Consider the following 24,464-nt stretch of genomic DNA (forward strand, 5'->3'; position numbering starts at 1 on the left):
CGAAAAAGGGTGTGCGGAGGCGGGGCTCGGCGGCCCTATCGCATTCGCTTGCTCACGGAAGACTCCCTCGAACGACCAGGACCCCTGGTGACGCGAGGGGTCCGCGCTTGCCGTAGACCTCGCTGCCTACGGCCTGGTCTTCACCCGGGGCACCCCGCCACGGACGGAGGGTTGCCGGACAGTCGGCCGGGGCCTCATGACTGTCACTCATGACCTGGTACAGGAAAGTAGACGAAGTGATCGTCGTCCCGCAACCCGTGTCCGGATCGCGGGACGACACCCGAGGGTCACGCGTTGCTCGCGGCCACCCAGCGCTCCAGCGTCCGCTTGGCCGCGCCCGAATCGACGGACTCGGCGGCCTTCGCCATCCCCGCGCGGATCTGCTCGGCCAGCGGGGCGTCGGTCGGGTGCAGGGCGACCAGCGCCGCCGCCGAGTTCAGCAGCACCGCGTCCCGCACCGGGCCGGTCTCCCCGTCCAGCAGACGGCGGGCCACCTCGGCGTTGTGGGCGGCGTCCGCGCCGCGCAGCGCCTCCACCGGCACCAGCTCGATACCGACGTCGCGCGGGTCGAAGGTCTCCTCGGTGACCTTCCCGTCCCGGACGATCCACACCCGGGAGGTGGCGGTGGTGGTCAGCTCGTCGAGACCGTCGTCCCCGCGGAACACCAGCGAGGAGTTGCCGCGTTCGGCGAACACGCCCGCGACGATCGGTGCCATCCGCAGATCCGCCACGCCCACCGCCTGCGCCTTCACCCGGGCCGGGTTGGTCAGCGGGCCGAGGAAGTTGAAGGTCGTCCGGATGCCCAGCTGACCGCGGGCCGCCGCCACATGGCGCAGCGCCGGGTGGAACTTCACCGCGAAGCAGAAGGTGATGCCCGCCTCGTCGGCGACCTCGGCCACCCGTCTCGGCGTCAGCTCCAGATTGACGCCCAGCTTCTCCAGCACGTCCGAGGCGCCGGACGCCGAGGACGCGGCCCGGTTGCCGTGCTTGACCACCTTGGCGCCGGTGCCGGCCACGACGATGGAGGACATCGTGGAGATGTTCACCGTCCTGGCCCCGTCGCCGCCGGTGCCGACGATGTCGACGGTGGCGCCGGGCACCTCGATCACATTGGCGTGCGCGTACATCGTGCGGACCAGGCCGGTGATCTCCTCGACCGTCTCGCCCTTGGCCCGCAGCGCCACCGCGAACCCGGCGATCTGCGCGTCGGTCGCCTCGCCGCGCATGATCCGGTCCATCGCCCAGGCGGTGTCCTCGGCGCTCTGGTCCCGGCCCTCCAGCAGGCCGTTCAGCATCGCGGGCCAGGAACGGCCCGCCGCGGTGTCGCCTCCAGCGGGGGTCACAGCGCTCATCAGCCGCTCCTGATCGTCGTAGAACACATGGCACGCATGGGTGTGCGCCCAGCCTATCCATCCCGGAGCACGGCGAAGGGCCCCCGTCCGAACACCGGACGGGGGCCCTTCAGCGTGGCGTGGCGAACGCAGCGATCAGTGGTGGCCGTGGCCGCTCGTGATCTCCTTGTACTCCTCGACGGTCGGCTTCGGGATCTGGGCGTCCTCGCCGAAGTACGCCTTGCTGAGCTTGGCGCGCAGCTTCTGGGAGCCCTTGACCTTCCGCTCGACGCCGTTCTCGTCGACCGTCGGGCCGATCTCGGCCGGCGCGTACTGCTCGTGCGCCGTGAGGCTGTGCAGCGACGCCTGGCTGAGCGGCTCGTGCACCTCGATGTACTCACCGTGCGGCAGGCGCTTGATGGTGCCGGTCTCGCGACCGTGCAGCACCTTGTCCTTGTCCCGGCGCTGCAGGCCGAGGCAGATCCGCTTGGTGACGACGAACGCGATGACCGGGCCCACGAAGAAGCCGATCCGGACGAACCAGGTGACCGCGTTGATCGAGAGGTGGAAGTGGGTGGCCACGATGTCGTTGCCACCGCCGATCAGCATGATCATGTAGGCGGTGATCCAGGCGACACCCAGCGCGGTGCGCGTCGGGGCGTTGCGCGGGCGGTCCAGGATGTGGTGCTCGCGCTTGTCCCCGGTGATCCACGACTCGATGAACGGGTACACCGCGATCGCCGCGAGGAACACGCCGAAGAGCACCAGCGGGACGAACACGCCGAGGACCAGCGTGTGACCCCACAGGTTGATCTCCCAGCCGGGCATGGCACGGACCAGACCCTCGGCGAAGCCCATGTACCAGTCGGGCTGGGCGCCGGTGGACACCATGTCCGGGCGGTACGGGCCCAGGGCCCAGATCGGGTTCACCGTCGCGATGCCGGCGAGGACCGCGATGACACCGAAGACCAGGAAGAAGAAGCCTCCGGCCTTGGCCATGTAGACCGGCAGCAGCGGCATGCCGACGACGTTCTTGTTGCTCTTGCCGGGACCCGCGAACTGCGTGTGCTTGTGGTAGAAGACCAGGATCAGGTGGGCCACCACGAGGCCGAGCATGATGCCCGGCAGCAGCAGGATGTGGATCGAGTAGAACCGGGCGACGAAGTCGTCGCCGGGGAACTCCCCGCCGAACAGGAACATCGAGATGTACGTGCCGACGATCGGCACGGACAGGATCGCGCCCTGCGTGAAGCGGACACCGGTGCCGGAGAGCAGGTCGTCCGGGAGCGAGTAGCCGGTGAAACCGGTGAACATGCCGAGGACGAACAGCAGGAAGCCGAACAGCCAGTTGATCTCACGCGGCTTGCGGAACGCGCCGGTGAAGAAGACGCGCATCATGTGCACGAACATGCCGGCGAGGAAGACGATGGCCGCCCAGTGGTGGATCTGCCGGATCAGCAGACCGCCGCGGACGTCGAAGCTGATGTCCAGCGTCGACTTGTAGGCCTCGCTCATCAGCTGGCCCTGCATCGGGATGTAGCTGCCGTGGTACTCCACCTCGTTCATCGAGGGGTGGAAGAACAGCGTCAGGTACACACCCGTGAGGATGATGATGAGGAAGCTGTAGAGGCAGACCTCGCCCAGCATGAAGGACCAGTGGTCCGGGAAGATCTTCCGCATGTTGGCCTTGGCCAGGGAGTAGATCCCCAGCCGGCCGTCGGCCCAGTCGGCGACGCGCTCGCCGGCCGGTGCCTTCCCGCGCGCGCGGGACTGTGTGCTGTCGTTGGTGCTCATCCGCGCTCCCAGAAAGCAGGACCGACGGGCTCTTCGAAGTCGCCGAGCGCTTCGAGGTAGCCCTCGTCGTTCACCCCGATGCGCAGCTGCGGCAGCGGGTGACCGGCGGGACCGAAGATGACCCGGGCACCGTCGGAGAGGTCGAAGGTGGACTGGTGGCAGGGGCACAGGACGTGGTGCGTCTGCTGCTCGTACAGGGAGATCGGGCAACCGACGTGGGTGCAGATCTTCGAGTACGCCACGATGCCCTCGTGCGACCACTCGAGCTCGCGCTTGTCCTTGATGTCCTCCGGCTGGATCCGGACGAGCATCAGGGCGGCCTTGGCGATCTCGTTCTGGAAGCCGTGGTCGTGCTCCTCCAGGCCCTCGGGCTTGGCGAAGGTCAGCGAGCCGACGGCGACGTCCGACGGCCGAAGCGGCTCGTTGGTGTTCATGTTGACGATCAGCTTGCCCTTGCGCCACAGGGTGTGGCGCAGCTTGTCCTCGGGCAGCGGACCGAGGTCGCGCAGCAGGACGACGCCGGAGAGCGGCACCATGGCCATCGCGCCGAACATCGTGTTGCGGATCAGCTTGCGCCGGCCGAGCTGGGACTCCTTGGCGCCCTGCCGGAAGTCCTCGAAGACCTGGGCGCGGACGTCGGCCGGGGCCTCGATCGGGTGGCGCTCCTGGACCAGCTCGTGGTCGGACATCAGGGTGCGGCCCCAGTGGACCGCGCCCGCGCCGATGCAGAACAGCGCCACGCCCAGGGTCAGGCCCAGCGCGAAGTTCATCGCGTTGATGTGCCCGAGCGTGAAGACGTAGATCGACTTGTCGTGCGGGATCGCCACGAAGGAGGCGATGAAGCCGATGGTGGCCAGCATCGACACCGTGAACAGCAGGGCGACCGTGCGCTCGGACCGCTTGGCGGCCCGCTCGTCGATGTCCTGGATCCGGGGCTCGTGCGGGGGCAGGCCCGGGTCGGCGAACGGGTGCTTCTCGTCCGCGACGCCCAGCGCGCCGTGGCCGGTGTCCTGCGCTGCGGGCAGGTTCTCTTCGGGAATGTCTTGGCTACTCATGACTTCTTGGCCTTTGCGGTCCGGGCGGCCACCCACACGGCGATGGCGATGAGGGTGCCGAGGCCGAAGATCCAGCCGAAGAGGCCTTCGGCAACCGGGCCGATACCGCCCAGCTCCATCCCGCCGGGGGTCTCCGTCTCGTCGCTGTTGACCGCGTTCAGGTACGCGATGATGTCCTTCTTGTTCTGCTCCGACAGCGTCGTGTCGGGGAAGGAGGGCATGTTCTGCGGGCCGGTCTGCATGGCCTCGTAGATGTGCTTCGGGTTCACGCCCTCGAGGGTCGGCGCGTACTTGCCCTTGGTGAGGGCACCGCCCTTGCCGGTGAAGTTGTGGCACTGCGCGCAGTTGTTGCGGAACAGCTCGCCGCCCTTGGCGATGTCCGCGCCCTCCGGGCCGTACTGCTCCTCGGTCGGGACGGACGGGCCCGCGCCCAGCGAGGCGATGTACGCCGCGAGCTGGTCGATCTGGGCCTGCGTGTAGATGTTCTTCTTCCGCGGCACCTGCGCGCCCTGGGAGGTCGCGGCCGGCATACGGCCGGTGGCGACCTGGAAGTCGACGGCCGCCGCGCCGACGCCGACCAGGCTCGGACCGTCGGAGGTGCCCTGACCGCCGGTGCCGTGGCAGCTGGCGCAGCCGACGGCGTAGAGCTTCTTGCCCTCGTCGATGGCGAGGGACTGGGCGGTTTCATCGGCCTGCGCCTTGCCCGCGGGTGCGAACGCGGCGTACAGCCCCCCGGTAGCCGCCAGCGCGAGGAGTAGGACGACGACCGCCGCCAGCGGATGGCGTCGTCGTGCGGAGAGCTTTTTCACGGATTACCCCGGTGTCAGGATCTTCTGCGTCGATGCTTCTGGGATGTGCGTTACGGGAACGCGCGAGGGATCGGGTCCGGCTACTTGATCATGTAGATCGTGGCGAAGAGGCCGATCCAGACGACATCGACGAAGTGCCAGTAGTAGGACACGACGATGGCGGCGGTCGCCTGCTCGTGAGTGAACCTCCGGGCCGCGTAGGTACGGCCCAGGACCAGCAGGAAGGCGATGAGACCGCCCGTCACGTGCAGGCCGTGGAAGCCGGTGGTCAGGTAGAAGACCGAGCCGTAGGGGTCGGACGAGAGCGAGAGGCCCTCGTGCTTGACCAGCTCGGTGTACTCGTACACCTGGCCGCCGATGAAGATCGCACCCATGATGAAGGTGACGATGAACCACATCCGGAGCTTCTTCACGTCACCGCGCTCGGCGGCGAACACGCCGAGCTGGCAGGTGAGGGAGGAGAGCACCAGGATCGTGGTGTTCGTCGCCGAGAACGGGAAGTTCAAGGCGGACGCCTTCTCACTCCAGAACTCGGGTCCTGTCACCGATCGCAGGGTGAAGTACATCGCGAAGAGGGCCGCGAAGAACATCAGCTCGGAACTCAGCCAGATGATCGTTCCGACGCTGACGAGGTTCGGCCGGTTGACCGACGGGTGCGCGTGCCCGGTATCTACTGTCGTTGCTGTCGCCACGACCGACATTATGTCGGTCGCTTATCCCGCCCTCACTCCGGGGGGTGCCGTTCGGAGTGTTGCCCTCGGCCATACCGGTGTTGACGTGGTGTGCAAGGGAGTAGCATCCGGGCCGACAGGCCCTTCCCGTACGACGCCGAAGTCACGGAGGAAGCTATGCAGCCGACCGCCACGGTGCTGGTCTACAGCGACGACTCCAACACCCGGGAGCAGGTGCGGCTCGCGGCCGGGCGCCGGCCCGCTCCCGACGTCCCCCTGGTGGAGTTCGTGGAGTGCGCGACCCCGGGGGCCGTCGTCAGGGAACTGGACAAGGGCGGCATCGACGTCTGCGTGCTGGACGGGGAGGCCGTGCCCATGGGCGGCATGGGCCTGTGCCGGCAGATCAAGGACGAGGTGTTCGAGTGCCCGCCGGTGCTGCTGCTGATCGGGCGGCCGCAGGACGCGTGGCTCGCCACGTGGAGCCGCGCCGAGGCGGCGGTGACGCTGCCGGTGGATCCGGTGGAGTTCGCGTCCGCGCTGGCCTCTCTGCTGCGGCAGCGGAAGCTGCAGAGCGCCTAGTCACTGCGCGGGTGCGCGACCGGGCGGCCGCGGGTCCGTCGTGGTCGCTCACGCCCGCGGCGGAGCCGGACATCGACACAGCCCCGCGCCCCTGAGGGGCGCGTCACACCGCGGCCGGCCGCAGGCGTGCCGTTTCCTCCGGCTTGGGGGTCTCCGGCGTGCCGGCGGTCAGGGCGCTGCCCTCGCGCCACTTCTTCCAGGTCAGGTTCCAGTCGCCGAAGCCGTTGCCGAAGGTCTCCATGGTGCTGCCGTAGGAGTTGACGACCTCGACGACGTCGCCCTCGCGGACGTTCTCGAAGAACCAGGCGGCGTTTCCGGTGCTCATGCCGGTGCAGCCGTGGCTGACGTTGGCGTAGCCCTGGGAGCCGACGGACCAGGGGGCGGCGTGCACGTACTCGCCGCTCCAGGTCACCCGGGTGGCGTAGTACACCGGCAGGTCGTACGACTCCGAGGAGCCGGCGGAGATGCCGATGCTGGTACTGCGCATCCGTACGAAGTACTCCTTGCCGAGCACCACCTTGACGCCGTTGCGGGTCTCGAAGCCCGGCTTGCCGGTGGTGACCGGCATGGAGTTGATCTCCTCGCCGTTCTTGTAGACGGTCATCCAGTGGGACGAGGCGTCCGTGACGGCGACGACCTTGTCGCCGGTGGAGATCTTCAGCGGCTTCGCCCTGCCGCCCCGCAGCCGGTCGCTGATCCTGATGCCCTCCAGGTTGCTGCGGACCTGGATGGTGGCGTGGCTGGGCCAGTACTCCTTGGGGCGGTAGTGGAGCTCCTTGTCGTCCACCCAGTGCCAGCCGCCCTCCACGGCGGGTGAGGAGTGCACCTTGAGGGCGCGCTCGACGACGGCGCGCTCGGCGCGGCCATGGACCGGGCGGCTCAGCTCGGCGGTGATGGGCTGGCCGACGCCGTAGGTGCCCGCCTTGGGGCCGAAGGTGACGTCCAGCGGCTTCTGGGCGAGGGGCTTGCCGGTGTCGAGGACCAGGACCCGGCGGCCGGGCCTGCCGTCCTCGTCCTCGGTGCTCACCCGGACCGTGTAGCGGGCGTCGGCGGCGAGCGGGGAGGTGGAGTGCCAGCGGCCCCCGTCGGCGGAGAGTTCGCCCGCCAGATGGCGGCCGGCCGCGTCGACGGCCGTGACGTCCGTGATGCGCCCCTCGTCGCCGTCGGCGGTGACTTCCAGGGGCTTGTCCGGGTCGGCCTTCTTCCCCTCGCCCGTGGGGCCGTTGAAGGAGATCTGGTCCGCCGCGTCGTACGGCGCGGCCGACAGCGGGTTTCCGTCGCCGCCGCAGGAGGTGACGGCCGGGCCGAGGGTCATCACCAGCACAGTGCAGCCGATGACGGTACGGGTACGCGGTGTGTGGCTCATGAGCTCACGCTAGGGAGCCCCGTCGGACGCGGCGCGCTGGGTAGCCCGGCCGGGGGACGGACGTTGCTGCGACGGCAGGAGCCCGGACACTCCTGACGGAGTGTCCGGGCTCCTGGCGGGTTCAGCGCGTGCTACTGGGTGCGGTTCTCACCGCGGTAGTACTCGAAGACCCAGCCGAAGATGCCGATCAGGATGATCGGGAAGGCGAAGTACAGCAGCCACCAGCCGACCGCGACACCGAGGAAGGCGAAGGCGCCACCGATCGCCAGGGCGAGCGGCTGCCAGCTGTGCGGGCTGAAGAAGCCCAGCTCACCCGCGTCGTCCGCGACATCGGCGTCCAGGTCGTCCTGCGCACCGACGTCGACCCGCCGGGCGGTGAAGCCCAGGTAGAAGCCGATCATGATGCACAGGCCGAAGGCCAGGAAGAGGGCCGTGGTGCCGGCCGGCTCCTTCGACCACACGCCATAGACGACCGCCATGGCGAGGACGAAGACGCTCAGCCACATGAACATCTTGCCCTGGATCTTCACTTGCCGGCCTCCTTGCTACCAGCGAGCGCGCTCTGGCCGGAGTGACCCAGCTGCTCCAGGGCGGCGATGTCGGGGTGGTGCAGGTCGAACGCCGGGGATTCGCTGCGGATCCGCGGCAGGGTGAGGAAGTTGTGCCGCGGCGGCGGGCAGGAGGTCGCCCACTCCAGGGAGCGGCCGTAACCCCACGGGTCGTCGACCCCGACCGGCTTGCCGTACTTGGCCGTCTTCCACACGTTGTAGAAGAACGGCAGGATCGACAGGCCGAGCACGAACGAGCTGATCGTGGAGATCGTGTTCAGGGCGGTGAAGCCGTCGGCCGCCAGGTAGTCGGCGTACCGGCGCGGCATGCCCTCGGCGCCCAGCCAGTGCTGGACCAGGAAGGTGCCGTGGAAGCCGACGAACAGCGTCCAGAAGGTGATCTTGCCCAGACGCTCGTCGAGCATCTTGCCGGTGAACTTCGGCCACCAGAAGTGGAAGCCGGAGAACATCGCGAAGACGACCGTGCCGAAGACCACGTAGTGGAAGTGGGCCACCACGAAGTACGAGTCGGAGATGTGGAAGTCCATGGGCGGCGAGGCCAGGATGACACCGGTCAGACCACCGAAGGTGAAGGTGATCAGGAAGCCGGTCGCCCAGAGCATCGGTGTCTCGAAGGACAGCGAGCCCTTCCACATCGTGCCGATCCAGTTGAAGAACTTCACACCGGTCGGTACGGCGATGAGGAACGTCATGAAGGAGAAGAACGGCAGCAGCACACCGCCGGTGACGTACATGTGGTGAGCCCACACGGTCACGGACAGACCGGCGATCGCGATGGTCGCCGCGACCAGACCCCAGTAGCCGAACATCGGCTTGCGGGAGAAGACCGGGATGACCTCACTGATGATGCCGAAGAACGGCAGGGCGATGATGTACACCTCTGGGTGTCCGAAGAACCAGAAGAGGTGCTGCCAGAGCAAGGCGCCGCCGTTGGCCGCGTCGAAGATGTGCGCCCCGAACTTGCGGTCCGCCTCCAGGGCGAACAGCGCGGCCGCCAGGACCGGGAAGGCCAGCAGGACCAGGACACCGGTCAGCAGGACGTTCCAGGTGAAGATCGGCATGCGGAACATCGTCATGCCGGGTGCGCGCATGCAGATGATCGTGGTGATGAAGTTGACCGCGCCGAGGATGGTGCCGAAGCCCGAGAAGGCCAGGCCCATGATCCACATGTCGGAGCCGAGGCCCGGCGAGCGGACCGCGTCGGACAGCGGGGTGTAGGCGAACCAGCCGAAGCTGGCGGCGCCGTTCGGGGTGAGGAAGCCACCCACCGCGATCAGCGAGCCGAACAGGTAGAGCCAGTAGGCGAACATGTTCAGCCGCGGGAACGCCACGTCGGGGGCGCCGATCTGCAGCGGCATGATCCAGTTCGCGAAGCCCGCGAACAGCGGCGTCGCGAACATCAGCAGCATGATCGTGCCGTGCATCGTGAACGCCTGGTTGAACTGCTCGTTCGACATCATCTGCAGACCCGGACGGGCCAGCTCGGCGCGCATGAAGAGCGCCAGGATGCCGCCGATGCAGAAGAACGCGAACGACGTCGTCAGGTACAGGGTGCCGATCGTCTTGTGGTCGGTGGTCGTCAGCCACTTCACCACGACGTTGCCGGGCTGCTTGCGCCGGACCGGCAGCTCGTTCTCGTAGGTGCCGGCCTCGGGGGCACCTGCGGGTTCGTTGACGATACTCACAGGATGTTCGCCTCCCGGTTCTTCTCGTGCTCGGTCTGCTCGATACCGGCGGGGACGTAACCGGTCTGGCCCTTCTCGGCCAGCTCCTTCAGGTGCTGCTCGTAACGCTCGGGCGAGACGACCTTCACGTTGAACAGCATCCGGGAGTGGTCGACGCCGCACAGCTCGGCGCACTTGCCCAGGAAGGTTCCCTGCCTGTTCGGGGTCACCTGGAAGGCGTTGGGGTGGCCCGGGATGACGTCCTGCTTCATCAGGAACGGCACCACCCAGAAGGAGTGGATGACGTCCCGCGAGGTGAGGACGAAGCGGACCGTCTTGCCCTCCGGCAGCCACAGCGTGGGGCCGGGGTTGCCGGTCTGCGGGTTCCGCTCACCCGGGGTGCCACAGGTGTAGACGCCGCCCGCGTTGTCCGGGAAGTCCTTCTTGTAGCGTTCCGGGACCGAGTTCAGTTCCTGGGCGGTCTTGGCGTCGCCCGTGGAACCCTCGACGTTCTCGATGTAGTTGAAGCACCAGCTCCACTGGAAGCCGACCACGTTGACCGTGACATCCGGCTTCTTGTCCATACTGAGCAGCTTGGACTCGTCGCGGGCCGTGAAGTAGAAGAGGACCGAGACGATGATGATGGGTACGACCGTGTACAGCGCCTCGATGGGCACGTTGTACCGGGTCTGCGGAGGGATCTCCACCTTGGTGCGGCTGCGCCGGTGGAAGATGGCACTCCAGAGGATCAAGCCCCACACCAGCACGCCGACGGCGAGCGCGGCAGCCCAGGAGCCCTGCCAGAGGGAGAGGACGATCGGCGCCTCTTCCGTGGTGGGGGTGGGCATACCAAGGCGGGGGAAGTCCTCCCATGTGCAACCGGTGGCGGTCGCCAGGACCAGGCCCGCGGTCAGTGCCTGCAGCAGCTTCCGCCGCATCGGGCGCCGCGGCGAGCGGTCGGAGCCGTTGGGACTCACGTAGCGCCTTCCCGAGAGTCTCGCCCGCGCGGATCGGCTGCGGCCTGGCCTTCTCGCTGGTCGGTCGCCGCCCTGCGTCGGGCAGGGGTTTGGATGTTTATGCGGACCAAACCCTAGCCCACCCTCTCCGAGGGTTCGCGGGGAGGGGTGCCTAGTCACTCCGCGGGTTCGCTGGATTGGCGGCGGCGGGTCCGTCGTGGCTGGTCGCGCCCCGCGCGGGAGCCGCCGCGGACACATCCCCGCGCCCCCTGGCGGACGTTGCCCGCAGCGCGGTCTAGCGTTGCGGTATGGCCTACTTCGACACCGCTTCCGCGGCTCCTCTCCATCCCGTCGCCCGTCAGGCCCTGTTGGCCTCTCTGGATGAGGGATGGGCGGATCCCGCTCGGCTGTACCGGGAAGGGCGCAAGGCCCGGCTGCTGCTGGACGCGGCGCGGGAGGCCGTCGCCGAGGCGGTCGGGTGCCGGGCGGACGAGGTGGTGTTCACGTCCTCCGGAACCCGCGCGGTGCACTCGGGCCTCTCGGGCGTGTTGGCGGGCCGGCGACGGGTCGGGCGCCACCTGATCGTGTCATCCGTCGAACACTCCTCGGTACTCCACTCGGCCGAGGCCCACGAGGCGGCCGGCGGCACGGTCACCCAGGTCCCGGTGGACCGCCGGGGCTCCGTGGACCCGTCGGCGTACGCCGCCGCGCTGCGCGAGGACACCGCGCTGGCGTGTCTGCAGTCCGCCAACCACGAGGTGGGCACCGTGCAGCCGGTGGCCGAGGTCGCCGAGGCGTGCCGGGCGGCCGGGGTGCCGCTGCTGGTGGACGCGGCCCAGTCGCTGGGCTGGGGGCCGGTGGCGGGCGACTGGTCGGTGCTGACCGCGAGCGCCCACAAGTGGGGCGGGCCGTCCGGGGTCGGACTGCTCGTCGTCCGCAAGGGTGTGCGGTTCGCGCCGCAAGGACCGTCGGACGAGCGGGAGTCGGGCCGGGCCCCCGGTTTCGAGAACATCCCGGCGATCGTGGCCGCCGCGGCCTCGCTGCGGGCCGTACGGGCGGAGGCGGACGCCGAGGCGGTACGGCTGCGCGGGCTCACGGACCGGATCCGGGCCCGGGTGCCCGAGCTGGTGCCGGACGTGGAGGTGGTGGGCGAGCCGGAGCGGCGGCTGCCCGGGATCGTCACCTTCTCCTGCCTCTACGTCGACGGGGAGGCGCTGCTGCACGAGCTGGACCGGGAGGGTTTCTCGGTTTCCTCCGGATCGTCCTGCACCAGCAGCACGCTGACCCCCAGCCATGTGCTGCGCGCCATGGGGGTGCTGAGCGAGGGCAACGTCCGGGTGTCGCTGCCGTCCGGGACGGTCTCCGAGGAGGTCGACGCGTTCCTGGAGGTGCTGCCCAGGGTGGTGGCCGGGGTGCGGGAGAAGCTGGGCGCGCCGTCCGCCTCGGTCGTACGGCAGGAGGACGCCCTGGTCCTGGACGCCCTCGGCAAGCTGTGCCCGCTGCCGGTGATCGAGCTGGCGAAGGTGATCGGCGAGGTGCCGGTGGGCGGCACCGTCCGGGTCCTCGCCGACGACGCGGCGGCCCGCCAGGACATCCCGGCGTGGTGCGAGATGCGCGGACAGGAGTACCTGGGCGAGGAACCGGCGGAGAAGGGCACGGCGTACGTGGTACGCCGGACCGGCTGACCCGCCCCTCGACGCGGGGCTGTGCCGGCATGCGGCCGCCGCCGCGGGCGCGACCGGCTGCCACGCGCCCGCGGTCGACGACGCACCCGCCCGAGCAGCGACGAGTGGCCGCCCGGCGCGCTCAGCCCAGGTGCGCCTGGACCTCCGCCGCGGCGTCGTGCCCGTACGCCTTGGTGAACCGGTCCATGAAGTGCGCCCGCCGCAGCTGGTACTCCTGCGTGCCCACCGTCTCGATGACCAGCGTCGCGAGCATGCAGCCCACCTGCGCCGCCCGCTCCAGGGAGACACCCCAGGCCAGACCCGACAGGAACCCGGCGCGGAAGGCGTCGCCGACGCCGGTGGGGTCGGCCTTGCGGTCCTCCTCCGGGCAGCCGACCTCGATCGGGTCCTCGCCGACCCGCTCGACGCGCACGCCGCGCGAGCCGAGGGTGGTGACGCGGGTACCGACCTTGGCCAGGATCTCGGCGTCGGTCCAGCCGGTCTTGGACTCGATGAGGCCCTTCTCGTACTCGTTGGAGAAGAGGTAGGTGGCCCCGTCCAGCAGGATGCGGATCTCCTCGCCGTCCATCCGGGCGATCTGCTGGGAGAAGTCCGCGGCGAACGGGATGGCGCGGGAGCGGCACTCCTCCGTGTGACGGAGCATCGCCTCCGGGTCGTCGGCGCCGATCAGGACCAGGTCCAGGCCGCCGACCCGGTCCGCGACGGTCTTCAGCTCGATCAGGCGGGCCTCGCTCATCGCGCCGGTGTAGAAGGAGCCGATCTGGTTGTGGTCGGCGTCGGTGGTGCAGACGAAGCGGGCGGTGTGCAGGGTCTCGGAGATGCGCACCGAGCCGGTGTCGACGCCGTGCCGGTCCAGCCAGGCGCGGTACTCGTCGAAGTCGGAGCCGGCCGCGCCGACCAGGATCGGCCGGGTGCCGAGCTGGCCCATGCCGAAGGCGATGTTCGCCGCGACGCCGCCCCGGCGGACGTCGAGGTTGTCGACCAGGAAGGACAGGGAGACCGTGTGCAGCTGGTCCGCGACGAGCTGGTCGGCGAAGCGCCCGGGGAAGGTCATGAGGTGGTCGGTTGCGATGGAGCCGGTGACTGCGATGCGCACGGCGTGAACGCTCCTGGGTGGAGGGGTAATGACAATCCACGCTACCCGTTGCGCGACCCCGCCCAGAAGCAGGGAAAACTACCCGATAGTAGATCTTTCTTCGTGAGCCGACCCGTGCCTACGGTGCCGCTATGACGAACCTCGAGGCACCAGCGGCCCCCGTACCCACCGACCCGGAAGGCGACCTGGCGTCACTGCGCGGCGACTGCGCCCGGATGGCCCCGCACTGGACGGCCCCGGACCGGGTCGCGGCCCGGCCCGTGTCCCCCTCCCGGATCCACGGGGTGACCGTGCCGCCGGGCTCCGCGCGGCTGCTGGACGCGATGTCCGACTACGGCGACTGAGCCCGCCGCCCCCACGACCACGCCACCGGCCGGGCCGGAGGGGAACCGCGCGCTCCTGCTCCGCGTCCCATCGCTGTCCCCCGTAACAGCTGTGCGGCCGAAGGAGCGATGCGGTGAACACCGAGCGACCCGAGAACGACGACGAGGTCGTGGGAGCGTCCGGCGCCGCCGAACGTGCGGCAGCGGACGCGAACGCCTCCCGGGAAACCGCGCCGGAAACCGGGAGCACACCGGAAGCGGAGTCCGCACCGGACACCGAGGGCACGCCGGAAGCGGAGTCCGCGCCGGCGGACACCGAGGGCACGCCGGAAGGGGTCCCGGCGCCCGACTCGCGGGAGGCTTCCGAGGCGGAGCGCGCCCGGGAGGACTCGCGGTCCCGGCGCCGCTCCCCCGCCCTCGTCGCCGCCGTGGCCGCCGCCGTGCTGCTGGCCGGGGGCGGCGGAGCGTATCTCGCCGCCTCGGCGGGCGGCGGGACCGGCGCGGGATCCGGGTCCGGCGCGCCCGGCGGGAACGCCACTCCCCCGCCGCTGGCCCTCGACGGCTACGCCGAGGGCGCCGGGAACGGCATCGCGCCCGGCGAGCCCGACCCGAACGGCGTCACCTACCAGGCGTCCGGAGCACTGCGGAAGGGCCCCGGTTCGGCGCCCGTGTACTGGGCGAAGGGAGAGGTCACCGAGGCGGAGGTGACCCGGCTGGCCGCGGCGCTCGGAGTGGACGGGACGCCCGTGGCCGAGGGGCAGGCCTGGAAGGTCGGATCCGGCAAGGACGGCCAGGGGCCGAGTCTCCAGGTGAACCGGCAGGCGCCCGGCACCTGGACGTTCCACCGGTACGCCCCCGGCACCGACGACTGCGAGAGCGTGACCGTCTGCGCCAAGGCGCCCGCGTCGCCGTCCGTGGACCCGGTCGGCGAGGCCGCGGCGCGCAAGGCGGCGGCACCGGTGCTGAAGGCACTCGGCCAGGACTCCGCGCGGGTGGACGCCTCCCGGGTGAACGGCGCGGACCGGGTGGTGACCGCCGACCCGGTGGTCGGCGGACTGCCGACGTACGGCTGGCCGACCGGGCTGACGGTCAGCGCGCAGGGCGAGGTCGTCACCGGCAGCGGCCAGCTGAAGACGCCGGTGAAGGGGGCCACGTATCCCGTGCTGGACGCCCGCCGGACGCTGGACCGGCTGAACGCGGCCCAGGAGCCCGGCCATCGCGTCGGCATCGGCGGCTGCGCCAGTCCCGTACCGCTGGAGGACGACCGGGCGCAGGCGCCGTGCGAGACCTCGGTGCCCGGGAACGGGAAGCGGGAGACGATCGTCGTGGAGGACGCGGTCTTCGGGCTGGCCTCGCACTTCGTGGACGCGCGGCAGACGCTGGTGCCGTCCTGGCTGTTCGAGGTGCGGGCGCCGGGCGCGGCGGAAGGTTTCACCGTGACGTACCCGGCGGTCGACCCGCGCCATCTGACCTCGCCGGCGCCGTCCGGGGAGACGGACGGCGACCCGAGCCCGCGGCCGACGGGGCCGGACGCGCCCGTCGAATCGCGGAACGTGACGGTGGAGGGCTACACCGCCGAGGGCACGGAGCTGACCGTCGCCTTCACCGGCGGGGTCTGCGCGGACTACACGGCGACGGCGACCGAGAGCGCGGGCCGGGTGACGGTGACGGTGACCGAGAAGCCCTGGCCGGACAAGGTCTGCATCATGATCGCCAAGGTGCACCACCGCACGGTGGAGCTGGACGAGCCGCTCGGCGACCGCAACGTGGTCGGGTCGGACGGCGAGGCGGTCCCGCTGGAGAAGCCGGGGGCGCGACTGCCGCGCTAGCCGTATCGACAGCCGGCCGCCGCGCCCGGCTCGCCCGGCTGCGGCAACGCGAAGGCGGCGGCCCCCTCGGCAGGGGGCCGCCGCCTTACGTCACTGCCTCACTCGGCTCGGTCCAGGCTCAGCTGAACGAGTCGCCGCAGGCGCAGGAGCCCGTCGCGTTCGGGTTGTCGATCGTGAAGCCCTGCTTCTCGATCGTGTCCACGAAGTCGATGGTCGCGCCGCCCAGGTACGGGGCGCTCATCCGGTCGGTGACGACCTTGACCCCGCCGAAGTCCTTCTCCACGTCACCGTCGAGGGAACGCTCGTCGAAGAACAGCTGGTAGCGCAGGCCGGAGCAGCCGCCGGGCTGGACGGCGACGCGCAGCGCGAGGTCGTCGCGCCCTTCCTGGTCGAGCAGCGCCTTGACCTTGGACGCGGCGGCGTCGGTCAGGATGATGCCGTCGGTGACGGTGGTGGTCTCGTCCGATACGGACATCTACATCTCTCCCGGTTTGTACGGAGACTGCTTGCCGACGGTTGCAACCGGCGGGGCCGCGGATTCATTCCGGGACGGGCCCGAGTCATTTCTCCTTGGCTTCTTTTTCATGCTCGCACATGCGCGGGCGGGCGGACAGCGGCCTGTGAGCGAGCGGACAGCGTCCTGCGGGCGAGCGGACAGCGTCCTGCGGGCGAGCGGACGCGGCCCGGGGCGGGCCGGGAGCGGCGCGGCCCCGGGCCGGGAGCGGCGTCCCGGCAAGGTGACGTTCCGGACATCGGGATTCACGTCACATCGACGCTATGGACATCGTCAAAGTGACGTGAAGCGGTTATGATAGATAGCGTCATTTCGACGAAAAGGTCGAAGCGCTGTCCCGCCATCCGCCGGTCCGGTCCCCGGGCCGGCGAGCCGCAGAAAAGAAAGGGTGCGTGTGGTGACCACCGCCCAGACCCAGGAGCTCGACGTCCAGCCGACGCCCCTCGCCCTGCTGCTCCTCGGCCGCGAGGCCGACCCGAGGAGCGAGCGCGGCGTGGAGTGCCCCGGCGACCTGCCCTCGCCGTCCGACCCGGACCTGGTCGAGCGCGCCCGCGCGGCCAAGGAGAAGCTGGGCGACAAGGTCTTCGTGCTGGGCCACCACTACCAGCGCGACGAGGTCATCCAGTTCGCGGACGTCACGGGCGACTCCTTCAAGCTGGCCCGCGATGCCGCCGCCCGTCCCGAGGCCGAGTACATCGTCTTCTGCGGCGTCCACTTCATGGCGGAGTCCGCCGACATCCTGACCTCCGACGACCAGAAGGTCGTCCTCCCCGACCTCGCGGCCGGCTGCTCCATGGCCGACATGGCGACGGCCGAGCAGGTCGCCGAGTGCTGGGACGTGCTGACCGACGCCGGCATCGCCGAGCAGGTCGTCCCGGTCTCCTACATGAACTCGTCCGCCGACATCAAGGCCTTCACGGGCAAGCACGGCGGCACGATCTGCACCTCGTCCAACGCCAAGCGGGCCCTGGACTGGGCGTTCGAGCAGGGCGAGAAGGTCCTCTTCCTCCCCGACCAGCACCTCGGCCGCAACACCGCCGTCCGCGACATGGGCATGTCCCTGGACGACTGCGTGGTCTACAACCCGCACAAGCCGAACGGCGGCCTGACCGCCGAGGAGCTGCGCGGCGCCAAGATGATCCTGTGGCGGGGCCACTGCTCGGTCCACGGCCGCTTCAGCCTGGACTCGGTCAACGACGTCCGGGAGCGCATCCCCGGGGTGAACGTCCTCGTCCACCCGGAGTGCAGGCACGAGGTCGTCGCCGCGGCGGACTACGTCGGCTCGACCGAGTACATCATCAAGACCCTGGAGGCGGCCCCGGCCGGCTCCAAGTGGGCCATCGGCACCGAGCTGAACCTGGTCCGCCGCCTGGCGAACCGTTTCGCCCCCGAGGGCAAGGAGATTGTCTTCCTCGACAAGACGGTCTGCTTCTGCTCCACCATGAACCGCATCGACCTCCCCCACCTGGTCTGGGCCCTCGAATCCCTGGCCGAGGGAAACCTCGTCAACCGCATCGAGGTCGACAAGGAGACCGAGGCGTTCGCCAAGCTGGCGCTGGAGCGGATGCTGGCGCTGCCGTAGTGACGGTGGCCGTGCGAGCGTGACCGACCCCGGTCACCCCGACGATCAGCCCACTGCGGGCTTCCTGTCGGGGTGGCCGGGGTCGACCGTGAAGAGGGTGCCGTCCGGGGTGACGACGATCAGGCCGCCCTCGTGCGGGACGACCTCGGGCTGGGCCCAGCCGTTGGCCGAGACCCGCGCGGAGCGCGGCCGTGTCTCCCACAGCAGGGACCCCTTACGGGCGTCCAGGGCCGCCACCCGGCCGCTGAGGCTCGCCAGGAACATGGTGCGGCCCCGCTGGTCGAGCACCGCGCGGCCCGGCTGTTCCAGCGTGGTCGCGGTCTCCCACAGCTGCTTGCCCGTGGTCGGCGAGACGGCCCGTACGACGCCGTTGGACATCGTGAACAGGAGCGTGCCGTCCGTCAGCGTGGGGTGCCCGGCGAAGTTCTCGGCCAGCCTCACCCGCTCGCGGTCCCCGGTGTCCGGGTCCACCAGCAGGATCGCCTCGTACGCGTCGTCGGTGGCGCCCGGACCCCCGCTGTCGTCGGCCCACTGGAGGAAGGCCAGCCGGCCGTCGACGACGCCGTGGAGCGTGCTCTCGAGCGGGACGTTCACCTGACGGGTCGAGCCGTCGGCCGCGTCGAGCTCCAGGATCAGCGTGTGGGAGGTCTCGGTCTCGGGGCTGCACTCCGTGTACAGGCCGGAGGCGTTCCCCAGGAACGTGCAGTAGTGGCCCGCGGGCAGCTTCCTCGTCCAGCGCTCCTCGCCGGTGCGCGCCACGCGGGCGACGAGCGAGCTTCCGCTGTCGTCCGGAGCGACCACCAGACCGTCGGCGAAGGAACTGTCGGCGTACGTCTCGTTCACGGAGCGCGTCCACAGCCGTGCGCCGTTGTCCACGTCGAGGGCGATGAGGCTGACCTCGTCGTTCTCCCACTCCTCGTCGGAGATGACCAGGCGCACGACCACCACGCCGTCCGCCACCCCCAGGACGGCGGCGGAGGAGAGCCGGTCGGTGGACACCCCGTCCGGCAGCAGATCGGCCCGCCACGCCGTCCTCCCCGTGAGGGCGTCCACGCGCACCGGCAGCATGGCGTCACCCCCGCAGTAGACGGCGGTCTCGTGCAGCAGGCACTCCGGCCCGGTCATCGCGCCGTTCTCGCCCACGGCCTTCGGGCCGCGCGCGGCCTTCTCGAACACCGTCGTCTGCCAGGGCTGCCAGCCCTTCGGCAGGCTCGCCCACCGGGTCGGCGCGCTCACCTCGGGCCGGGCCGACCCTCCGGTTGCCGTCCCGCCGTCCGCGCCGGGCCCCAGCAGATACGCCGCGAGGCCGAGCGCGAGCGCGCCGACCGTGCCGGCGGCGGCCAGCAGCGGGCGGACGCGGCCGGGACGCCGCCCGGGCTGCGTGGTCCCCCGGTCGGCGATCGTGCCGGGGTGCGTCGTCGCCAGGTCCGACGGATCGAGGCGCAGGGTCACGGTCGCCGGGTCGCCCGGGTCCGGCTCGGGCAGCGCGGCGGCGAACTGCCGGGCCAGCTCGTCGAGTCCGGGGCGGCCCTCCCGCTCCTTGGTCAGACAGCGTTCCAGCAGGGTCCGCAGCTGCCGCGGCACCCCGTCGAGCACCGGCTCGTCGTTGATGACCCGGTACGCCGTCAGATACGGGCTCTCGGCGTCGAACGGCCCGCGCCCCCTCATGGCGTACGCCAGCAGCGCGCCGAGCGAGAAGACGTCGGAGGCCGGGCCCACCGAGCGGGCGTCGGTGAACTGTTCCGGGGACATGAACGGCGGGGTGCCGATCATCTGACCGGTCTCGGTCAGGGTGAGGTTCTCGGTGGCGCGGGAGATGCCGAAGTCGATGACGCGCGGCCCGTCCTCGGCCATCAGCACGTTGGCCGGCTTGAGATCCCGGTGCACCACCCCGGCCCGGTGGATGTCCCGCAGCGCCTCGACCAGGCCCAGCGCGAGCCGCCGCAACTCGGTGTCGCGGAGCGGGCCGTGGGCGCGTATCCGCTCGGCGAGGGAGCGGCCGGGGACGTACTGGGTGGCCATCCACGGCCGGTCCGCCTCGGGGTCGGCGTCCACGACGGGCGCGGTGAACGCGCCGCTGACCTTGCGGACGGCCTCGATCTCCTGGCGGAACCGGGCCCGGAAGACGGGGTCCTGCGCGTACTGCGCGTGCACCACCTTGACGGCGACCTCGCGCCCGGACCGGGCCCTGCCCCGGTAGACGACCCCCATGCCCCCGGCTCCGAGCCGGTCGGTCAGCCTGTACCCGCCGAGTGACCGCGGATCGTCCCTGTGCAGTGTCACCGCCCGATTCCCTTCCCCCGTTGAGCAGTTCGCGGCCACAGGATACGTAACCAACGGTCACGTTCCGGTGCGTGTCACCGCCCTTGTCTCCTCACGGCACCTCACGCACGGGGGCGGGATGACGCAACGGCGCGACCGGGTCGACGACCTCGTGGTCGTGGTCCCGGGGATCATGGGCCGCCCGGCGGACGCGGACGGCAGGGAGAGGTGTGGGGGCCGTCGGGCGAGGCACTGTTGTGGGGGATCCGAACCATCGGCCGCTCCTTGAAGGGCGGGCCGCACCTCCTCCACTGGACGAGCCTGGTCCAGGCCTCCACGGGGCGGCGTAGGGAGACGGCCGGGCCCCGTACCCACGGGACCCGGCCGTTCGCATGCCGTGCGTGTCACACGCCCGCCGGCTGCGGCACCTCCTCCGACCGCTCCTTCGCGGCCCGCTTCTTCGCGCGCCGCTCCTTGCGGAGTTCGATCATCGCGTAGAGGGTCGGGACGAGGAGCAGCGTCAGCAGCGTGGACGTGACCAGGCCGCCGATCACGACCACGGCCAGCGGCTGGGCGATGAAGCCGCCCTCGCCGGTGATGCCGAGGGCCATCGGCAGCAGGGCGAAGATGGTCGCCAGGGCCGTCATGAGGATGGGGCGGAGGCGGTGGCGGCCACCCTCGACGACCGCCTCGACGACGCCGTAGCCCTGCGCCCGGTACTGGTTGATCAGGTCGATCAGGACGATCGCGTTCGTGACCACGATGCCGATCAGCATCAGCATGCCGATCATCGCGGGGACGCCCATGGGGGTGCCCGTGGCGAGGAGGAGGCCGATCGCGCCCGTTGCCGCGAAGGGGATCGACACCAGCAGGATCAGCGGCTGGATCAGCGAGCGGAACGTGGCGACCAGCAGCATGAAGACGATCGCGATCGCCGCCAGCATGGCCAGGCCCAGGTTGGCGAAGGCCTCCTCCTGGTCCTCGGAGACACCGCCGATCTCGGCCGTGGCGCCTTCCGGGAGGTCCAGCGAGTTGATCTTCGACTGGAGGTCGGCGCTGACCGCACCGGTGTTGTCGCCGGTCGGCTTGGCGGTGACGGTGGCGGCGCGCTGGCCGTCGATGCGGGTCATCGAGACGGGCCCGTCGACGAGCCGGACGTCCGCGATGTCACCCAGCTTCACCGGGCCCAGCCGGAGCCCCTTCAGCTCGGCCAGGGTGTCCGCGGGGCGCGCCGAGCGGATGACGACGTCCCGCTCGGTGTCGTCCAGGGTGGCCCGGGCGGCGGTGGTGCCGCGGACCGCCTGGGTGACGGCCGCGCCGAGCGTCTGGTCGGTGAAGCCGGCCGCTGCGGCCTTCTCGTTGGCGCGGACCGAGATCCGCGGGACGCTCTGGGCGAGGTCGCTGGTGACGTCGGTGACGTCGTCCAGGCCGGCGACCGCCTCGCGGACCTGCTCGGCGGCCTCGCGCAGCACCTGCGCGTCGGCGGCCTTCACGACCACGCTGAGGTCCTGGCTGCCGAAACCGTCACCGGCGGCGATGGTCGTGGTGCCGATGCCGTCGAGCTTCTTCAGGCCCTCGTCGATGGCCTTCTCGACGTCCTCGTAGGACGCCGAGTCCGCCAGCATCACCGAGTACGACGCCTGGTTGGTGTCGGTACCGCCGCCGAAGGCCGCCATGAAGCCGGAGGAGCCGACGGTGACCTGGTAGTCCTCGACGCCCTCGATGCCGTCGAGCATCTTCTCGATCTTCTTCGCCTGGGCGTCGGTCGCCGCGAGGCTGGTGCCGGGCTTCAGCTCCTGCTTGACGGTGAGGACCTCCTGCTCGCCCTGGTCGAAGAAGTTCGTCTTCAGCAGGGGGGCCATGCCGAACGTGCCGATCAGGACGACGACCGCGATGGCCACGCTGGTGAGGCGGCGGCGCGTGGCGAACCGCAGGATCGGGACGTAGATCCGCTGGAGGCGGCTCCTGGCCTCCTTCTCCTCCGCCAGCCGGCGGGCCTCGTCGGCGTCCTCCGGGGTGCCCTTGGGGGGCCGCAGGAACCAGTACGAGAGGACCGGGACGACCGTCAGGGAGACCAGCAGGGACGCCAGCAGGGCGGCCGTCACGGTCAGCGAGAACGAGCCGAACAGCTCGCCCACCATGCCGCCGACCAGGCCGATCGGCAGGAACACGGCGACGGTGGTGAGGGTGGAGGAGGTGACGGCGCCGGCCACCTCGCGGACCGCGTTGAGGATGGCCTCCCGGCGCTCCTCGCCATAGCCGAGGTGCCGCTTGATGTTCTCCAGGACGACGATCGAGTCGTCGACGACCCGGCCGATGGCGATGGTCAGGGCGCCGAGGGTGAGGACGTTCAGCGACAGGTCGCGGGTCCACAGGACGATCAGCGCCAGGACCACGGAGAGCGGGATGGAGACCGCCGTCACCAGGGTCGAGCGGATCGACGCGAGGAAGACGAGGATCACCAGGACGGCGAAGAGGAGGCCGAGCGCGCCCTCCGTCGTCAGGCCCTCGATGGACTTGGACACCGCCGGGCCCTGGTCGCTGACGACCGTGATGGTGGCGCCGGCTCCCAGGTCGGCGCGCATCTCGGGCAGCTTGTCGCGGACGGCGTCGGAGATGGCGACCGCGCTGCCGTCACGGTCCATGGTGACCGCGACGGCGAGGCTGGGCTCGCCGTTGGTGCGGGTGAGGGAGTCGGCGCGGGCCGCCTCCTGCTTCACCTCGGCGACGGCACCGAGGCGGACGGGGCGCCGCGCGCCCTCGCCGGTGACCATCAGGTCCTCGATCTGCTTCAGGGAGGTGAGGCCGCCGCCGACCTGCACGGTGCGGTTGGCGCCGCCCTCGTCGAAGGAGCCGGCCGGGACGGTCGCGCCGCCCGCCTGGAGCGCCTCGGCGAGGGACTGGACGGTCAGTCCGGCACGGGCCAGCCTGCGGTCGTCCGGCGTCACGGTGACCTGGAGGTCGCGTACGCCGTCCACGGTGACCTGGCCGACGCCCTCGATGTCCTTGAGGTCCGGGACGACGGTCCGGTCGAGCCGGTCGGCGAGGGCCTGCTGGTCGCTGTCGGAGGTGACGGCCAGGACGACGGTCGGGATGTCGTCGGTGGAACCGGCCACGACCTGCGGGTCCACGTCCTCCGGGAGCTGGACGCGGGCCCGGTTGACGGCCTGCTGGACGTTGGCGACGAGCTGGTCGGTGTCGTTGCCGTAGTCGAAGGACGCCACGATGACGGCGTTGCCCTCGCTCGCCGTGGAGGTGACGCCGGTGATGCCGTCGACCGCCTCCAGGTTGTCCTCGATCGGTTCGACGACCTGCTTCTCGACCACGTCCGGGGACGCACCCTGGTACGGCGCGAGCACCGACACCATGGGCAGTTCGATGGTGGGCAGCAGTTGCTGCTTGAGCTGCGGTATCGCAATCGCCCCGAAGGCGAGCGCGATGATGGACATCAGCCCTATCAGGGCCCGTTGTGCGAGGCTGAATCTCGACAGCCAGGACATGGGTCAGCGTCTCTCTTCCGTGGCCTGAGCGAAGCAGTGGGCGCAAACCGGCGCCCACCCCAACACCCTGGTCCATGGCGCACGCCCCGGCCGTCGCCCCCAGGTCCATTTCCTTATACGGCGCATACTGCGGCTGGAGTAGCGCCGTACCCGGTCAGTCCACCCTTGGACGGACCAGCCCCGACTCGTAGGCGATCACCACCAGCTGGGCCCGGTCCCGGGCGCCCAGCTTGGCCATGGCCCGGTTGACGTGGGTCTTCACGGTCAGCGGACTCACCTGGAGGCGCTCGGCGATCTCGTCGTTGGAGTGGCCGCCGGCGACGAGGACCAGCACCTCGCGCTCGCGGACGGTCAGCGCGTCCAGCCGGTCGGCGCGGTCCGGGTCGCGCTCGCCGTCGGGGCCGTCACCGCCCTGGGCGAGGAAGCGGGCGATCAGGCCCTTGGTGGCGGTCGGGGAGAGCAGCGCCTCGCCGCCCGCGGCGACCCGGATCGCGTTCAGCAGCTCCTCCGGCTCGCTGCCCTTGCCGAGGAAGCCGGAGGCGCCGGCCCGCAGCGACCGCACCACGTAGTCGTCGACCTCGAAGGTGGTCAGGATGACGATCCGGACATGGGCGAGCGCCGGGTCGGCGGTGATCAGGCGGGTCGCGGCGAGACCGTCGGTGCCGGGCATCCGGATGTCCATGAGGACCACGTCGGCCTGCCGTTCCTTCGCCAGCCGCACCGCCTCCGCGCCGTCGGAGGCCTCGCCGACCACCTCCATGTCCGGCTCGGAGTCGACCAGCACCCGGAAGGCGCTGCGCAGCAGGGCCTGGTCGTCGGCGAGCAGGACGCGGATGGTCATACGGGCTTCCCCTCGGCGGTCGTCATACGCGCTCCCCC

At 70.5% G+C, this 24,464-nt stretch carries 19 protein-coding genes and 1 riboswitch; of the genes, 5 read left to right on the top strand and 14 right to left on the bottom strand.

The window, feature by feature from the left end; all coding sequences use genetic code 11:
* Positions 1 to 98: 98 nt before the first annotated feature.
* A riboswitch (SAM riboswitch) is annotated at positions 99 to 215 on the bottom strand.
* 72 nt (positions 216 to 287) lie between these two features.
* From trpD to ctaE, 5 genes are all read right to left on the bottom strand, one after another.
* Positions 288 to 1,352 carry an anthranilate phosphoribosyltransferase gene (gene trpD, locus CCN42_RS00105; RefSeq protein WP_086732509.1) on the bottom strand — a complete coding sequence of 355 codons (1,065 nt, stop codon included), beginning with the start codon at positions 1,350 to 1,352 and terminating at the stop codon, positions 288 to 290.
* 135 nt (positions 1,353 to 1,487) lie between these two features.
* Positions 1,488 to 3,125: a cytochrome bc1 complex cytochrome b subunit gene (gene qcrB, locus CCN42_RS00110; RefSeq protein WP_086732484.1), complete on the bottom strand. Its 1,638-nt coding sequence runs from the start codon at positions 3,123 to 3,125 to the stop codon at positions 1,488 to 1,490.
* The gene (gene qcrA, locus CCN42_RS00115) at positions 3,122 to 4,180 is read right to left on the bottom strand and encodes a cytochrome bc1 complex Rieske iron-sulfur subunit (protein ID WP_086732485.1); all 1,059 of its coding nucleotides are present in this window, start codon (positions 4,178 to 4,180) and stop codon (positions 3,122 to 3,124) included. The genes qcrB and qcrA overlap by 4 nt, the downstream gene beginning before the upstream one ends.
* Positions 4,177 to 4,989 (bottom strand): cytochrome bc1 complex diheme cytochrome c subunit, encoded by an 813-nt coding sequence (gene qcrC, locus CCN42_RS00120; protein WP_086732486.1) that lies wholly within the window; start codon positions 4,987 to 4,989, stop codon positions 4,177 to 4,179. Before qcrC ends, qcrA begins: the two co-directional genes overlap by 4 nt.
* A gap of 80 nt (positions 4,990 to 5,069) precedes the next feature.
* Entirely contained in the window at positions 5,070 to 5,690 is a 621-nt protein-coding gene (gene ctaE / locus CCN42_RS00125; protein WP_043500159.1) for an aa3-type cytochrome oxidase subunit III, read from the bottom strand.
* Between the two features lie 147 nt (positions 5,691 to 5,837).
* Between ctaE and CCN42_RS00130 the strand changes: the two genes are divergently transcribed.
* The gene (locus tag CCN42_RS00130; RefSeq protein ID WP_086169046.1) at positions 5,838 to 6,239 is read left to right on the top strand and encodes a response regulator; all 402 of its coding nucleotides are present in this window, start codon (positions 5,838 to 5,840) and stop codon (positions 6,237 to 6,239) included.
* A 103-nt stretch (positions 6,240 to 6,342) separates the two neighbouring features.
* Here CCN42_RS00130 and CCN42_RS00135 read toward each other — a convergent pair whose 3' ends face one another.
* The 4 genes from CCN42_RS00135 to ctaC form a co-directional block, all read right to left on the bottom strand.
* Positions 6,343 to 7,605, bottom strand: a complete 1,263-nt coding sequence (locus tag CCN42_RS00135) for a L,D-transpeptidase (protein ID WP_086732487.1) — start codon at positions 7,603 to 7,605, stop codon at positions 6,343 to 6,345.
* A 131-nt stretch (positions 7,606 to 7,736) separates the two neighbouring features.
* Positions 7,737 to 8,135, bottom strand: coding sequence for a cytochrome c oxidase subunit 4 (locus CCN42_RS00140; RefSeq protein ID WP_086732488.1), 399 nt, complete (start codon positions 8,133 to 8,135; stop codon positions 7,737 to 7,739).
* Positions 8,132 to 9,859, bottom strand: a complete 1,728-nt coding sequence (gene ctaD, locus CCN42_RS00145; protein WP_086170157.1) for an aa3-type cytochrome oxidase subunit I — start codon at positions 9,857 to 9,859, stop codon at positions 8,132 to 8,134. The genes CCN42_RS00140 and ctaD overlap by 4 nt, the downstream gene beginning before the upstream one ends.
* Positions 9,856 to 10,815: an aa3-type cytochrome oxidase subunit II gene (gene ctaC, locus CCN42_RS00150; RefSeq protein ID WP_086170158.1), complete on the bottom strand. Its 960-nt coding sequence runs from the start codon at positions 10,813 to 10,815 to the stop codon at positions 9,856 to 9,858. The genes ctaD and ctaC overlap by 4 nt, the downstream gene beginning before the upstream one ends.
* A 287-nt stretch (positions 10,816 to 11,102) precedes the next feature.
* Here ctaC and CCN42_RS00155 point away from each other — a divergent pair, with 287 nt between their 5' ends.
* Entirely contained in the window at positions 11,103 to 12,479 is a 1,377-nt protein-coding gene (locus tag CCN42_RS00155; RefSeq protein ID WP_086732489.1) for a cysteine desulfurase/sulfurtransferase TusA family protein, read from the top strand.
* Between the two features lie 121 nt (positions 12,480 to 12,600).
* Here the strand turns inward: CCN42_RS00155 and CCN42_RS00160 are convergent, their stop codons facing one another.
* Entirely contained in the window at positions 12,601 to 13,575 is a 975-nt protein-coding gene (locus tag CCN42_RS00160) for a carbohydrate kinase family protein (RefSeq protein ID WP_086732490.1), read from the bottom strand.
* Positions 13,576 to 13,706: 131 nt separating this feature from the next.
* On the opposite strand from CCN42_RS00160, the gene CCN42_RS00165 reads away from it, so the two are divergent.
* Positions 13,707 to 13,919 (top strand): hypothetical protein, encoded by a 213-nt coding sequence (locus tag CCN42_RS00165; RefSeq protein WP_086170161.1) that lies wholly within the window; start codon positions 13,707 to 13,709, stop codon positions 13,917 to 13,919.
* Between the two features lie 113 nt (positions 13,920 to 14,032).
* On the top strand, positions 14,033 to 15,727 hold the full coding sequence (locus tag CCN42_RS00170) for a hypothetical protein (RefSeq protein ID WP_086732491.1): 1,695 nt from the start codon (positions 14,033 to 14,035) through the stop codon (positions 15,725 to 15,727).
* 118 nt (positions 15,728 to 15,845) lie between these two features.
* On the opposite strand, the gene CCN42_RS00175 is transcribed toward CCN42_RS00170, so the two are convergent.
* Positions 15,846 to 16,202 (bottom strand): HesB/IscA family protein, encoded by a 357-nt coding sequence (locus CCN42_RS00175; RefSeq protein ID WP_006135694.1) that lies wholly within the window; start codon positions 16,200 to 16,202, stop codon positions 15,846 to 15,848.
* 436 nt (positions 16,203 to 16,638) lie between these two features.
* Between CCN42_RS00175 and nadA the strand changes: the two genes are divergently transcribed.
* The gene (gene nadA, locus CCN42_RS00185) at positions 16,639 to 17,823 is read left to right on the top strand and encodes a quinolinate synthase NadA (RefSeq protein WP_086732510.1); all 1,185 of its coding nucleotides are present in this window, start codon (positions 16,639 to 16,641) and stop codon (positions 17,821 to 17,823) included.
* Positions 17,824 to 17,868: 45 nt separating this feature from the next.
* Here the strand turns inward: nadA and CCN42_RS00190 are convergent, their stop codons facing one another.
* The 3 genes from CCN42_RS00190 to CCN42_RS00200 form a co-directional block, all read right to left on the bottom strand.
* Positions 17,869 to 20,106 (bottom strand): protein kinase domain-containing protein, encoded by a 2,238-nt coding sequence (locus tag CCN42_RS00190; RefSeq protein WP_086732493.1) that lies wholly within the window; start codon positions 20,104 to 20,106, stop codon positions 17,869 to 17,871.
* Positions 20,107 to 20,489: 383 nt separating this feature from the next.
* Complete coding sequence (locus CCN42_RS00195; protein ID WP_086732494.1) at positions 20,490 to 23,585, bottom strand: efflux RND transporter permease subunit; 3,096 nt, start codon at positions 23,583 to 23,585, stop codon at positions 20,490 to 20,492.
* 154 nt (positions 23,586 to 23,739) lie between these two features.
* Positions 23,740 to 24,426 carry a response regulator gene (locus CCN42_RS00200; protein WP_086732495.1) on the bottom strand — a complete coding sequence of 229 codons (687 nt, stop codon included), beginning with the start codon at positions 24,424 to 24,426 and terminating at the stop codon, positions 23,740 to 23,742.
* Between the last annotated feature and the right edge of the window lie 38 nt (positions 24,427 to 24,464).

The organism is Streptomyces glaucescens, assembly GCF_002154375.1.
Classification (GTDB): domain Bacteria; phylum Actinomycetota; class Actinomycetes; order Streptomycetales; family Streptomycetaceae; genus Streptomyces; species Streptomyces glaucescens.

Bases quoted from the DNA above. Each gene is read 5' to 3' on its own strand.
- trpD (WP_086732509.1), bottom strand. From the start codon at position 1,352: ATGAGCGCTGTGACCCCCGCTGGAGGCGACACCGCGGCGGGCCGTTCC.
- qcrB (WP_086732484.1), bottom strand. From the start codon at position 3,125: ATGAGCACCAACGACAGCACACAGTCCCGCGCGCGCGGGAAGGCACCG.
- qcrA (WP_086732485.1), bottom strand. From the start codon at position 4,180: ATGAGTAGCCAAGACATTCCCGAAGAGAACCTGCCCGCAGCGCAGGAC.
- ctaE (WP_043500159.1), bottom strand. From the start codon at position 5,690: ATGTCGGTCGTGGCGACAGCAACGACAGTAGATACCGGGCACGCGCAC.
- CCN42_RS00130 (WP_086169046.1), top strand. From the start codon at position 5,838: ATGCAGCCGACCGCCACGGTGCTGGTCTACAGCGACGACTCCAACACC.
- CCN42_RS00135 (WP_086732487.1), bottom strand. From the start codon at position 7,605: ATGAGCCACACACCGCGTACCCGTACCGTCATCGGCTGCACTGTGCTG.
- CCN42_RS00155 (WP_086732489.1), top strand. From the start codon at position 11,103: ATGGCCTACTTCGACACCGCTTCCGCGGCTCCTCTCCATCCCGTCGCC.
- CCN42_RS00165 (WP_086170161.1), top strand. From the start codon at position 13,707: ATGACGAACCTCGAGGCACCAGCGGCCCCCGTACCCACCGACCCGGAA.
- CCN42_RS00175 (WP_006135694.1), bottom strand. From the start codon at position 16,202: ATGTCCGTATCGGACGAGACCACCACCGTCACCGACGGCATCATCCTG.
- CCN42_RS00195 (WP_086732494.1), bottom strand. From the start codon at position 23,585: ATGTCCTGGCTGTCGAGATTCAGCCTCGCACAACGGGCCCTGATAGGG.
- CCN42_RS00200 (WP_086732495.1), bottom strand. From the start codon at position 24,426: ATGACCATCCGCGTCCTGCTCGCCGACGACCAGGCCCTGCTGCGCAGC.